Source organism: Streptomyces sp. NPDC005722, assembly GCF_040630935.1.
Lineage (GTDB): Bacteria > Actinomycetota > Actinomycetes > Streptomycetales > Streptomycetaceae > Actinacidiphila.
In genome coordinates, this window is the sequence record NZ_JBEXYN010000046.1 from 1 (window position 1) to 12153 (window position 12153).

General features: G+C 68.6%; 10 protein-coding genes and 2 pseudogenes. 5 read left to right on the forward strand and 7 right to left on the reverse strand.

What is annotated here, in order from left to right; translation table 11 throughout:
* Positions 1 to 63: 63 nt before the first annotated feature.
* Positions 64 to 219: a DUF6131 family protein gene (locus ABZ479_RS34320; RefSeq protein ID WP_500465195.1), complete on the reverse strand. Its 156-nt coding sequence runs from the start codon at positions 217 to 219 to the stop codon at positions 64 to 66.
* Between the two features lie 30 nt (positions 220 to 249).
* Complete coding sequence (locus ABZ479_RS34325; protein ID WP_500465196.1) at positions 250 to 576, reverse strand: plasmid stabilization protein; 327 nt, start codon at positions 574 to 576, stop codon at positions 250 to 252.
* A gap of 329 nt (positions 577 to 905) precedes the next feature.
* Here ABZ479_RS34325 and ABZ479_RS34330 point away from each other — a divergent pair, with 329 nt between their 5' ends.
* The gene (locus ABZ479_RS34330; protein WP_500465197.1) at positions 906 to 1577 is read left to right on the forward strand and encodes an HAD family hydrolase; all 672 of its coding nucleotides are present in this window, start codon (positions 906 to 908) and stop codon (positions 1575 to 1577) included.
* 119 nt (positions 1578 to 1696) lie between these two features.
* Positions 1697 to 2286: pseudogene (locus ABZ479_RS34335) on the forward strand (HemK2/MTQ2 family protein methyltransferase).
* A 215-nt stretch (positions 2287 to 2501) separates the two neighbouring features.
* Here ABZ479_RS34335 and uvrA read toward each other — a convergent pair.
* A complete protein-coding gene (gene uvrA, locus ABZ479_RS34340) occupies positions 2502 to 4970 on the reverse strand; it encodes an excinuclease ABC subunit UvrA (protein ID WP_500465198.1) in 2469 nt (822 codons plus the stop codon).
* Positions 4971 to 5745: 775 nt separating this feature from the next.
* On the opposite strand from uvrA, the gene ABZ479_RS34345 reads away from it, so the two are divergent.
* The 3 genes and pseudogenes from ABZ479_RS34345 (at position 5746) to ABZ479_RS34355 (ending at position 8316) form a co-directional block, all read left to right on the forward strand.
* Positions 5746 to 6408 carry an NAD(P)H-binding protein gene (locus tag ABZ479_RS34345; RefSeq protein ID WP_500465199.1) on the forward strand — a complete coding sequence of 221 codons (663 nt, stop codon included), beginning with the start codon at positions 5746 to 5748 and terminating at the stop codon, positions 6406 to 6408.
* A 312-nt stretch (positions 6409 to 6720) separates the two neighbouring features.
* A pseudogene (locus tag ABZ479_RS34350) lies at positions 6721 to 7945 on the forward strand (IS3 family transposase).
* 104 nt (positions 7946 to 8049) lie between these two features.
* The gene (locus tag ABZ479_RS34355; RefSeq protein WP_500465200.1) at positions 8050 to 8316 is read left to right on the forward strand and encodes a hypothetical protein; all 267 of its coding nucleotides are present in this window, start codon (positions 8050 to 8052) and stop codon (positions 8314 to 8316) included.
* 272 nt (positions 8317 to 8588) lie between these two features.
* On the opposite strand, the gene ABZ479_RS34360 is transcribed toward ABZ479_RS34355, so the two are convergent.
* From ABZ479_RS34360 to ABZ479_RS34375, 4 genes are all read right to left on the reverse strand, one after another.
* Positions 8589 to 9416, reverse strand: coding sequence for a hypothetical protein (locus ABZ479_RS34360; protein WP_500465201.1), 828 nt, complete (start codon positions 9414 to 9416; stop codon positions 8589 to 8591).
* A complete protein-coding gene (locus ABZ479_RS34365; protein ID WP_500465202.1) occupies positions 9413 to 9997 on the reverse strand; it encodes an RNA polymerase sigma factor in 585 nt (194 codons plus the stop codon). The genes ABZ479_RS34360 and ABZ479_RS34365 overlap by 4 nt, the downstream gene beginning before the upstream one ends.
* The gene (locus tag ABZ479_RS34370; protein ID WP_500465203.1) at positions 9997 to 10197 is read right to left on the reverse strand and encodes a hypothetical protein; all 201 of its coding nucleotides are present in this window, start codon (positions 10195 to 10197) and stop codon (positions 9997 to 9999) included. The genes ABZ479_RS34365 and ABZ479_RS34370 overlap by 1 nt, the downstream gene beginning before the upstream one ends.
* Before the next feature lie 597 nt (positions 10198 to 10794).
* Entirely contained in the window at positions 10795 to 12003 is a 1209-nt protein-coding gene (locus ABZ479_RS34375) for an acyl-CoA dehydrogenase family protein (RefSeq protein ID WP_500465204.1), read from the reverse strand.
* Positions 12004 to 12153 lie beyond the last annotated feature (150 nt).

Consider the following 12153-nt stretch of genomic DNA (forward strand, 5'->3'; position numbering starts at 1 on the left):
GGCCCCCCCCCCGGGGGGGCCCCCACGGCCTCCGGTGCGGCGAACGATCCGAATCTGCGTGGCCTACCAGTAGTGCTTGCGCCCGCCGACGCTGTGCCCCACGGCGCCCAGCACCCAGAGCACGAGGCCGATGATCACTAGGATGATCCCGATGGTCCACAGGATCGAGATGCCGGTGAGGAAGCCGATGATCAGCAGGCTGATGCCGAGGATGAGCATGATGTCCTCCGCTGGTTGACCTGCGTGCGCTCAGTTGTCGCCGAGGGCGCGTTGGAGTTCGGCCTTGTTCATGTGGGAGCGGCCGTCGACGTTGCGGCGCTTGGCTTCGGCGTAGAGCTGGTCGCGTGTGGGCCCCTGGGAGCCCTTGCCGGAGCGTTGTCCGCCGCGCTTGCCCGAGGACATGTCCTCGGTGGAGGAGCGGCTGGCGGTCTTGGACTCGCCCGCCCGGGCGCGTTCTTTGTTGACTGTACGGGCGGCGATCTCCTTGGCGCGCTTCTCGCTCTCGCCCCGGTCCTTGGCGCTGTCCTTGATGTGCTCGTACTGCCGCTCGCGCTTCGGGCTCGATCCTGCAGGCATCTTGTTCGCCCCTACGTGATCAATTTGAGGCCATCGGTGATCTGCTACCCGCAATCGTGACCGGTATTTCCGGAGAGTGGGTGGGTGATTCCGCTCGGCCCGGGGCCACCGTTGGGGTTTTCGCTACCGGGGGCTGAGGGGAGGGGCCTCACCCGGGGTGCTCGTGGTGCGTTACGCCGCCTGAGTGATTCAAAGTGGTAGCGCGTGCCCTGACACAGGTGCTGGCTGGCCGTTGGATCGCGGAGCGGAAGCGTGCGTCCGTGTCGGAGATGACGGGTAGCCGCCTTGGCATGAACCACTGCGGTAGCTGAAGGGAAGGAGCGGCCATCATGAGGGACGACGTCGAGCGCGCTGCGCTGTTCGACATGGACGGCACGCTTGTGGACACCAATTATCTCCACGTGGTGTCGTGGTGGGAGGCGTTTCGGCAGGCCGGGCACGTGGTGTCAATGGCGAACATCCACCGCTGCATCGGGATGGGTTCCGACCACCTGCTGGAGCGCCTGTTGGGCAAGGATCGTGACCGCAGCGAGGATGACGCGATCAGCGACGCCCACAAGGCTCTGTACGGCGCCTACGGTCCCGCGCTCGCCCCTCTGGAGGGTGCTGCCGACCTGCTGCGGGCTGTGGCGGCCCGGGGCTTCCGGGTCGTATTGGCCACCTCAGCCGACGGCAAGGAACTCGCCGTGATGCGGGCCGCCCTCGACGCCGACGATGTCATCGCGGACGCCACCTGCAAGGACGACGTCTCAGCGAGCAAACCGGCGCCCGACCTGGTCACGCAGGCCCTGGATCGAGCGGGCGTTCCTGCTGACCGGGCGGTATTCGTGGGAGACACCGTCTGGGACATCGAGGCCGCAGGGAAGGCGGGGGTGCCCTGCGTGGCGGTCCTCTCCGGCGGCATCAGCCGCGCCGAGCTGGAGGAGGCGGGCGCGGTCGCCGTGTACGGCGACCCACGCGACATGCTGACTTCCCTCGACGGCAGTCCGGTGTGGCGATAGTCCCGCTCGCAAAACGCCGCTCGTTTGATTGCAGACACGCGGGTAACCACACGGGTGGTTTTTGTGCAGCCCCGGGGGTGTACCGCCCGCAGGACGACACCTGCCTGCTCAAGGACGCGATGCAGCGGGAGCCTCTTTTCGCTGCCGATGTCCTCGATCTCGGGGCGGGAAGCGGGGCGCTGGCGCTCGCCGCCGCCGAACGCGGCGCGACACAGGTGACGGCCGTGGACGCATCCGTGAGCGCGGTGTGCACCACGTGGTTCAACGCTCGCCTCAAGGGATTGCGGATCAGAGTGCTGCGCGGCGATCTCACGGAACCAGTGAGAAGTCATCGCTTCGACCTGATCATGGCCAATCCGCCGTACGTGCCGTCTCCGCGAGCAGATCTCCCGACCCGGGGGCGGGCGCGGGCGTGGGATGCGGGGTCCGACTTGGCCGCGCTCTGCTTGACCGGGTCTGTGCGGACGCGCCACCGCTGCTCACCCCGGGAGGAGTCCTACTTCTGGTCCAGTCGACCGTCTGCGGTGTCGAGCGCACCCTGAGCCGGCTACGTCACGCCGGACTGCGCGTCGCGGTCGTCGGGCGCCGCTATATCCCCTTCGGGCCTGTGCTGCGCCTGCGGTCGGCGTGGCTGAAGGCGCGGGGACTGATAGCTCCAGGGGAAGAGAAGGAAGAGCTGGTGGTGGTCCGTGCCGAACGTGAGCCGTGATCCGGCGTCAACGCGCGTAACGGCCGTTGCAGTGGCACGTGCCCGTGGCGCGACACCAGCCGCCGGCACACCCGGCCCGCCTCGGATCCGGTGGAATGGGCCCAGACGGGACACCTCGCGAGCGATACCCGCCGTAAGCTGGAACGCAGCATGGCGACGCGTACGACTCGGTGCCCCGAATCCGGCTGACCGGTGCTCAGCCCCTTGCGCCGTCGTCAGGAGCGCGCGAGCCGGGCCGCGAGATAGGGCGCGGTGGCGCTGCGGCGGGCCCTCGCCACCTTGGCCGGCGGGCCCGCTGCGACTACCCGCCCGCCCGCGTCGCCGCCGCCCGGCCCGAGGTCGATGACCCAGTCGGCGGTGGCGATCGTGTCCAGGTCGTGCTCGACGAGGACGACCGTGTTGCCGGCGTCGACAAGCCGGTGCAGCTGTCGCAGCAGTAGCGCGATGTCCGAGGGGTGCAGCCCCGCCGTCGGCTCGTCGAGCAGGTAGAGCGCGTGCCCGCGGCGGGCTCGCTGCAGTTCCGTGGCCAGTTTGATGCGTTGCGCCTCACCACCGCTGAGTTCCGTCGCGGGCTGGCCCAGCCGCAGGTACCCCAGTCCCACCTCGCGCAACGTCTCCAGACTGCGGGAGGCGGCCGGGACGGCGGACAGGAACTCGGCGGCGGCGTCGACGGACAGCGCCAGCACTTCCGCGATGTTCTTGCCGCGGTAGGTGACTTCCAGCGTTTCGGCGTTGTAGCGGGCACCCTCGCAGGTCGGGCACGGCGCGTAGGTGCCGGGCAGGAACAGCATTTCCACCGCGACGAATCCTTCGCCCTGGCAGGTCTCGCACCGCCCTTCGGGCACGTTGAAGGAGAATCGCCCGGCCGAGTAACCTCGCGCCCTGGCCCCGTCCGTCGCGGCGTACAGCTTGCGCACCGCGTCGAACATTCCCGTGTACGTGGCCAGGTTGGACCGGGGAGTTCGGCCGATGGGCCGTTGGTCGACCCGGACCAGCCGGTCGAACGACTCGACCCCCGACGCGTCCTGGACGTCGACTTCCAGCTGCGCCTCGTCGGGCTCCTCGGGTACGAGTCCGAGGTGGCCGCGGACGACCTCGGCGAGTACCTGCGTCACCAGCGTCGACTTTCCGGAACCGGACACGCCCGTCACCGCCGTCAGTACGCAGAGCGGTACGTCGACGGACACATCGTGCAGATTGTGGCGGGAGACGCCGCTCAGGTGCAGCCACCCGTGCGGTGTGCGCGGGCGGTGATCGAGCGGCTGGGCGCGCCCGAACAAGTACTGGCTCGTGGCCGACTCCCCGACCCGCTCAAGACCGGCGACCGGGCCGCTGTACAGCACGCGTCCGCCCCCCTTGCCCGCGCCGGGGCCGATGTCGACCACCCAGTCCGCCCGCCGTACCACGTCCATGTCGTGCTCCACGACGAACAGCGAGTTGCCCGCGGCCTTGAGGCGGTCCAGCACGTCCAGTAGTGGTTCCGCGTCAGCCGGGTGCAGGCCCGCGGAGGGTTCGTCGAGGACATAGACGACGCCGAACAGCCCCGAGCGCAGCTGGGTGGCGATCCGCAGGCGCTGCGCCTCGCCGGGCGACAGGGTCGTCGAGCGGCGCCCGAGGCTGAGATACCCGAGACCCAGGTCGAGCAGTAGGTCGACCCGTGCGACCAGATCGCCGCAGATCCGGACTGCGACCTCGGTCGTCTCCCCGGATCGGGCGGTCGACGTGGTGGCGTCGGCCTCGGACCGCCCCGCGACGGGCCGCAGGAGCGCCACGACCTCTGTGAGCGGCATCGCGTTGATCTCGGCGATGGATCGTCCGGCGAAGGTCACGGCGAGCGCCTCGGGCCGCAGTCCGCTGCCGTGACACGCGGGGCAGGGCACATTCCTGACGAAACGGAGCGCCCGTTCGCGCATCTTCTCGCTCTTGGAGTCGGCGAGGACGTGCATGACGTGCTTGCGAGCGCTCCAGAACTTGCCCTGGTAGCCGTAGTCGACGCGGTCCTCCTCCGGCTCGATGTACACAGAGGGCTGCTCTTCCGTGTACAGCAGCCAGTCCCGGTCCTTCTTCCTGAGCCTGCGCCACGGTCGGTCGATGTCGATCCCCAGGCCGCTCACGACACTACGCAGGTTGGCGCCCTGCCAGGCGCCCGGCCAGGCGGCGATGGCCCCCTCGCGGATGCTCAGCGAGAAGTCCGGGACGAGCAGGTCCTCGGCGACGTCGTGCACGACTCCCAGTCCGTGGCACTCCGGGCAGGCGCCGGCCGCGGTGTTGGGTGAGAAAGACTCGGCCTCCAGCCGTGCGGCCTGGGGCGGATAGCTGCCAGCGCGGGAGTACAGAATGCGCAGCAGATTGGACAGTGTGGTGATGGTGCCGACCGTCGAGCGCGAGCTGGGCGACCCGCGTCGCTGCTGCAGGGCCACGGCTGGTGGCAGTCCGGTGATCTCCTGCACGTGCGGTGCGCCGACCTGTTGCAACAGCCTTCGGGCGTACGGTGCTACGGACTCGAAGTAGCGTCGCTGGGCCTCCGCGTAGAGCGTGCCGAACGCGAGCGAGGACTTGCCCGAACCGGAGACACCGGTGAAGGCGACCATCGCGTCCCGCGGAACGTCGACATCGATGTTCCGCAGGTTGTTCTCGTTGGCGCCCCGGACGTGCACGAAGGGGTCGGTAGCGTCCTTGTTCACCGTTCCTGATTACCTGATTGTGCCGGGAACCGCGCGACAGGCGCCGTCACAGAGGTCGCCCGCGCGAGCGTCCGGAGTATCCCGGGTCCAGTTCGATGCACCGCCCAGTCCCAGCCTTCCCCGCGCAGGCGAGGGGAGCCGTGGCCTGTCGGCGACGGTTGAAATGAGGCCGCGGGTAGCGGATCACCATCGGGCCAGTCGGCGGTCACGTGATCATCCTGGCTTCAGCGGTGCTGGAGTCAGCAGGAAGCGATGGTGAGCCGCGCGGAGCACCGGGCTGAGATCCGGCGGTTGCTTCGAAGAGGGGTGTCCGCTCGGGCGGTGGCCCGTGAGCCGGGGATTTCCCGGGGAGCCGTGTTGCGGGCGGTGGCCTCGGACCGGCCACCGCGGTATCGGCGGGCGCTGAAGGGCTCGGCCGTGGACGCGGTCGAGCCCGCGATCCGGGAGTTGTTGAGGCAGATCCCGGCGACGGCGGTCACGGTGATCGCAGAGCGGATCGGCTAAGAACGCTGGCTGACGATCCTGCGTGAACGGGTCCGGGAATTTCGGCCGGCCCGTCTGCCGGTCGACCCGGTCTCCCGGACGGTCTATCAGCCGGGCGAGCTGACGCAGTGTGATCTGTGGTTTCCGGCGGTGTCATCCCGCTCGGCTATGGGCATACGGGGGCACCAGCGCGGTACGCGAGTGCGCCGACTTTACGGCAGCCGCGGGACCCGACCTGCTGCGGCAGGCCCGCAGCCCGGTGTGAGCGGTTGCGTGTGGCAAGAATGACCGCATGCACATTGTGATCGCGGGTGGACACGGAAAGATCGCGCGCCGGCTGACCCGGCTGCTCTCGGCGCGCGGCGACAACGTCACAGGGCTGATCCGCAACCCAGATCACGCCGACGACCTGCGCGTGGACGGCGCGGAACCGGTGGTGTGCGATCTGGAGCACGCCTCGGTGGACGAGGTGGCCGGCCACCTTGGCGGCGCCGACGCGGCACTGTTCGCCGCGGGCGCCGGACCGGGCAGCGGCGCGGCCCGCAAGCAGACGGTGGACCGGAACGCGGCCATCCTCCTTGCCGAAGCGGCCGAGCGGTCCGGGATGCGACGCTTCCTGGCGATCTCCGCGAGGGGCGTGGACAGCTCGCCGCCGCCTGGCACCAACCCGGTGTTTGCCGCCTACCTGAAGGCCAAGGGCGAGGCGGACGCCGACATCGCCTCCCGTACGGGACTGGACTGGACGATTCTGCGCCCGGGGATGCTGACCGACGACCCCGGTAGCGGCCGCGTCACGCTCGCCGAGCACACCGACCGAGGCCAGGTGCCGCGCGATGACGTGGCTGCCGTGCTCGCCGCCCTGCTCCACGAGCCCAGGACCGTCGGGCGCATCCTCGAGCTGATCAGCGGGTCCACCCCGGTCGAGGAGGCGGTGCGCGCCGTAGCCGGCGGCTGACGCCGCGCTCCGTCTTGGCCCGGGTGTGGTCAATGACCGTTTCAGCGTTGCTTCTCCAGGGTGAGGATGGCTTTGGCTGCTGACGAGACGCGGTTGGGGCTGGGGCGGTCGGAAGATGCGCCAGTACTTGAGTGGGGCCATGCCGCGTTCGACGGGATAACGGAGCCGTGCGTATGCCCGGTTCAGTGATCTTTGCCGGGCGGTGAGCTCCTTGCGGGGCGGGCGTCTGGTCGGCGTGGCGAAGGTGCCGCCGGCGCCGAGGTATGAACCGTTCCGGTTCGGTGGGACTCGATCGTTTGAGAGGATCGAGTCATGGCACGTCCTTCCCCGTACCCGCTTGAGCTGCGCCGTCGTGCGGTGCGAATGGTCGCCGAGGTGCGGCCCGACTACGACACCGAGTGGGCCGCGATGAAAGCCGTCGCCCAGAAGCTGGGCATCGGCACGACCGAGACGCTGCGCAAGTGGGTCCGCCAGGACGAGATCGATGCCGGCACCCGGCCGGGGACGACAACGGATGAGTCCGCGCAGGTCAAGGCGATGAAGAAGGAGATCGCCGAACTGAAGCGGGCGAATGAGATCCTCAAGGTCGCCGCGAGTTTCTTCGCGGCCGAGCTCGACCGGCCACACACGCGCTCGTAGCGTTCATCGACGAGCACCGGGACCGCTTCGGCGGCGTCGAGCCGATCTGCCGTGTACTGACCGACCACGACTGCAAGATCGCCCCCTCCACCTACTCGCCCACCACAAACGCCAGGCCACCCTGCGGGACACCGAACTGAAGATCTTGATCCAGGAGGCCTACGACGCCAACTACCGCGTCTACGGAGCCAGACACCTGAACCGCCAGGGGCATGACGTGGCCCGCTGCACCGTCGAACGCCTCATGCGCGACCTCGGCATCACCGGCGCCGTCCGCGGGAAAAAGGTGATCACCACCATCTGCGATCCGTCCGCGCCCAGGGCACCGGACCTGGTCGACCGCGACTTCGTCGCCGCCGCGCCGAACCGCTGCTGGGTCGCCGTCTTCACGCACGTCGCGACGTTCTCCGGGGTCGTCTACGTCGCCTTCGTCGTGGATACCTTCTCCCGCCGGATCGTCGGCTGGTCCGCCTCGACCACCAAGCAGACCCGGCTCGTCCTGGACGCCATGGACATGGGATTGTGGCAGCGTGACCGGGACTAATACCCGCCCATTCCAGGCGAGTTGGTGCACCACTCTGACGCCGGGTCGCAATACACGTCCTTCGCGCTGGCTGAGCATCTGGAGCAGGCCGGCATCGCCGCCTCGATCGGCTCGGTTGGCGACGCCTACGACAATGCGCTGATGGAATCCGCCATCGGGCTGTTCAAGACCGAGGTGATCAAACCGCAGCGACCCTGGCGGTCCCTGGCACAGGTCGAACTGGCCACCGCCGAGTGGACCGACTGGTACAACCACACCCGGCTTCACGGAGAGATAGGCCACATCCCACCCGCTGAATACGAAGCCCGCCACTACCTCACAACCACGAAACCCCAGGTCACACACAACGTCTGAGATCTCTATCGAACCCGGAACGGTTCAAACTTCGCCTCGCCATTTCTGGCGCATGACACAAGTGCTGCGTCAGCCAACGTTTGCCCTGCATGTGCGGTCAGGGCATGGATGCCAGCGGCCAGCCGACGCTTGACGAGATCGAAGACCACTTCGTCGCGCTTGTCGAGGGCCGTCTGACCCGAGACGACGCCGACCGCTGGGCCGCGCGGTGGGTGGTCGACGGCGGGCTTGATTGGGACGACATCTCCTGGTGGGAGTTGAGCCTCCTCCACGGAATCGACCTACGCGCGGACAAGGGCGGTGCCTACTTGCACGACGACGAGCAGGTGCGTGCATGGCTCGCCGAGCTGAGGAAACGCCGGGCGACGTGACGCGGCCAGAGCTGCCTCCCGGCGCCGAAGATGACAACGCCTGGTCCATGTCTCAGGACACCATGCCGTGCCGCAGCTGGCCAGAGTCCCAACGCCCGCTCGGCGGCTGCTTTGAGGGCCTTGCGTCACACGGGCACCGAAGCCCTCGAGGCGACTCTCAAGCCCGACAAGGTGCTCACCAAAACCGGCGCGACCGAAGAGCAGCGGTCGTTCCGTGCGACTGCGGTGGCGACCGGCCTCCAGTCACCCCGCGCCTACGACGTACGCGCTGATCATGAGACCGCACAATCTACGAGTTCGGCGGCGAGTTCGGGGTCGGGTTTGGGGATGGTGCCGAAGTCTTCGTCGGGCTGTGCCTGGAGGCGTTGGACGGCTTTGGTGATGGAGTGCGACAGCAACAGGGTTGAGGCGGGTTGCCAGGTGCGGTGGACGACGTCGACGGTGACTACGGTGGGGACCGTCGCTGTGCTGGACGGTGATGATGGCCATAGCCAGTGGGTCAGGGCCTGGTCGGTTGTCGCCCGTGATCGTGCGGTGTGCGCCAGGGGGTCCTGGCCGAGTTGTCGCAGCAGATGGGCCTGCTTGTGCCAGTGCTGGGCGTCGCGGAGTTCGCTGTGTTGCAGGTGGTGGAGGGACAGGCAGTGGGCGGCGGTGGGGGAGTCGGCTCCGGCGGCGAACTGCCACCAGAACTGTGCTGCCTCGTGCCGGTCTGCCAGGTAGAGCAGGCATGCGAACGCGAGCGCGCCGGTGGGTTCGATGATGGCGCGGTCGTCGACGAGCAGTGCCATGGCGGCGATCGCCTGCGGGTCCCGGACCACTTGGGAGGACAGCAGGCCCAATTCGGTGGCGGCCTGCTCGTGCAGGGCGGCCGGCAGGCCGTCTCGTGCGTCGGCCGGGCGGGTGTATGCGCCGGATGCGGTGCGGATCCACTGGGCACGGCTTTCCATCGACTCGGCCCGGTGCCACACCACCCGTCGTGCGATGCGCTCCAGTGCTGCCCGCTCGTCGAAGTCGGCGTACTCGTCGGCCAGGACTTCCGCTTCGGCCAGCACCTGGCCAACGCGATCGGTGCGGTCGGCGCGCTTGTTCCCCCGGTTCATCCATCCTCCTCGTTCATCTCTTCGGTGGCCCAGTCGATCGCCAGATCGCGGGCCAGGCGGCGGCGGGCTCCCCGCACATGGCTGCGGACCGTTGCGTACGTGACGCCCATCAGGACGGCCACCTGCCGCATGGGGTAGCCGAGCACGAAGTGCAGCACGATCACGTCGTACTGCCGTTCCGGCAGCCGGGCGATCGCCGTATACAGTCCTAGGCTGGACTCCAGCACGGCGAAGGTCATACGGCTCTCGCGCCGGATCTGCTCGAACGCCGCGGTTTCCACCAGGGCGGGGGCGCGGCCTTGTATTTCCAGGCGCCGGGCGACCTCTTCTTTCAGCGCCGCCCAGGCGTAGCTGTCCACGTTCGGCTGCTTCAGCACGTGCGGCCACACCGTGGCCAGCTGCACGAAGACGTCCTCGACGACCTGCTCGGCCGCGGGCCGGCTGTCCAGCTGCAGGTGCGCGTACCGCAGGTAGGCCTGGTGGTGCAGGCAGTAGAACGCGGTGAAGGTGTCCGGCAGCACCGCGGTCAGATCGTCCCGCACGGCCTGGTCAGCCCACGGATCCGGTTGTCGGCCGCTCATCAGTCGCGCTCCAGCGGCTGCACGTTGGTACCTTCGCTTGAGGCACCCGCCTCCCCACGCCGGTGCTGTGCGGCCAGCTGGGCGGCGCCGACCCGCACGCCGGCACTGAGCAGGCGCGTTCCCAGGGCGCGGAGGTCTCCCGCGAAGACCCGGAGCGCGACTGCCCCGGTCACCACGTGAGCAGCCATATCGAGATCCACTGGCTGGAGTCCTTTCGTCGGCCGATGCCGCCCCCGCACGGCACCGAGCGCTTTTGCCTTAGCCACCAGCCAACCGAACCAGACCCGCAAGTGTGCACGCCGAACCCCACCAATTTCACCGAGCGTGCGCACACGATCACGCATGCGCCCCCTGCGTGCTCCGCGCTCCGTAGCGCATCCCATGCGACCTCAACCGCCCCTCCCTTTCACCTCATGCGGTGACAAGCATGCCGATCGCGTGCAAGGAGTGCCTCCGGGTTGAGACGGGAGAGGCCCGCCGCGCGTTCCGGGTGATGATCCGGGCCGGCTCGTCGGTGCGCGCGGCGGGGTGGTGCACGGCCCGGTCCTCTTCGGTGGGCGGGCCGTTTGCTCCCGGTCGGGGGTGCCGGGGGCGACCTCCCCGTGAGGGGAGGAGTCGGGTATCAGACGGTTTTGGCTTTGGTGTTGGGGGCGTTGACCCGGTCGGCTGGCTGTCGTGTCGGGCGGCGGTGGCCTGTGCCCACAGCAGGGGCACCTGGTGCAGGCCGGATGACTTCCGTTCTTCGGGGGCGGGGTTGTTGTGGCTCAGGGAGCCGTCGCCCCTCGCCGTGGGGCCTGTCACCTCAGCGCGGCTTTGTGTTGCGGGGGAAGGTAGGGGTGTGGCCAGCGTCTGGACCACTGGCCTTTGTTCAGGCCCAGGGCGGCCTCGCCCAGTCTGAGTAGCTGTATGTCGGAGGTGCCGGCGGGGGCGTAGATGTGGTGCGCGTCGCGGAGATAGCGCTCAAGCGGCCTGTCCGTCATCAGTCCGGCGGCTGCCTCGATCTCCATGGCTGTGCGCGCGGAATCTATCGCGGACTCGGCGTTGATGAGTTTGGCGTTCATGAGGTCGCTGTCGCAGGCCACGCCGGTGTCCAGGAGGAGTGCTGCGTGGTAGGCGGCGAGGCGTGCGGTCATCAGGCGTGAGGTGATCTGGCCGATCTTCAATTTGATGTTGGCCAGGTGGTGCAGGGGTTTGCCGTAGCGAACGCGGTCGGAGGAGAAGCGGACGACTTCGTCGAGGATGGCCTGGTGGATGCCGAGGGAGACGGCGGTCAGGTTGGGGCGGCCGTAGAGGACGCTGGAGGAGTAGGCGATGTCGAGGCCGTCGCCTTCGTCTCCGAGGCGGTTTCCGGCGGGGATGCGGCACTGTTCGAAGACGAGTTCGCCGAAGCTGAAACCGCGCAGGCCCAGCGTTCCCTGGTGGGGGAGCAGGGTCAGTCCGGGGCGGTCGGCTTCGACGAGGAACGCGGTCAAGCCGCGTGATCCGGGTCCGGTGCGGGCGACGACGCCGTGGACGTGGCCGATGTGGGAGTTTCCGACGTAGGTTTTGCGGCCGGTGAGGACGTAGGCGTCGCCGTCTCGGATGGCGGTGGTTTCCATGCCGAGGACGTGGCTGCCGGAGACAAGTTCGGTGACGGCGATGGTGGGCAGGCAGGTGCCGTCGGCGAACCGGGGCAGCCAATATCGTTGCTGCTGCGGGGTGCCGAAGTGGATGACTTTGGCGACGCCGAGCTGGGAGGCCTGGACCATGGCGCCCATGGCGGCGCTGATGCGGGAGAGCTCTTCGATGATGATCGTTTTGGCGAGGTGGCCGGCGCCCATGCCGCCGTGGATGGTGTCGATGGTGGCACCGATCCAGCCCTGGCGTGCGATGGCGTGCGCCAGGTTGTGTTCGACAGCCCCGGAGTGTTCCATGGCGGCAACACGGGGTGCGATCTCGGTCTCGGCGAAGGCTCGGACTTCGCGGCGCAGTTGCTGGTGTGTCGGTGTCAGGTACCAGTCGGACATCGTGGGGCTCCCTTCACTGCTTTGGGGGCATCGGGTGTGGCGTTCGACAGCAGGTGGGCGCCTGATGGGTAGGGGTAGGGCGCTGCTGTCGCCGGCGGCGTGGCTGGGCTTCGGCGACTGTCAGCGCCCGGTGACGGATGAGAGCGTGGG

What these genes read in the sequence shown, in the direction of transcription:
- ABZ479_RS34320 (WP_500465195.1), bottom strand. Translation starts at nt 219, where the DNA reads ATGCTCATCCTCGGCATCAGCCTGCTGATCATCGGCTTCCTCACCGGC.
- ABZ479_RS34325 (WP_500465196.1), bottom strand. Translation starts at nt 576, where the DNA reads ATGCCTGCAGGATCGAGCCCGAAGCGCGAGCGGCAGTACGAGCACATC.
- ABZ479_RS34330 (WP_500465197.1), top strand. Translation starts at nt 906, where the DNA reads ATGAGGGACGACGTCGAGCGCGCTGCGCTGTTCGACATGGACGGCACG.
- ABZ479_RS34345 (WP_500465199.1), top strand. Translation starts at nt 5,746, where the DNA reads ATGCACATTGTGATCGCGGGTGGACACGGAAAGATCGCGCGCCGGCTG.
- ABZ479_RS34355 (WP_500465200.1), top strand. Translation starts at nt 8,050, where the DNA reads ATGGATGCCAGCGGCCAGCCGACGCTTGACGAGATCGAAGACCACTTC.
- ABZ479_RS34360 (WP_500465201.1), bottom strand. Translation starts at nt 9,416, where the DNA reads ATGAACCGGGGGAACAAGCGCGCCGACCGCACCGATCGCGTTGGCCAG.
- ABZ479_RS34365 (WP_500465202.1), bottom strand. Translation starts at nt 9,997, where the DNA reads ATGAGCGGCCGACAACCGGATCCGTGGGCTGACCAGGCCGTGCGGGAC.
- ABZ479_RS34375 (WP_500465204.1), bottom strand. Translation starts at nt 12,003, where the DNA reads ATGTCCGACTGGTACCTGACACCGACACACCAGCAACTGCGCCGCGAA.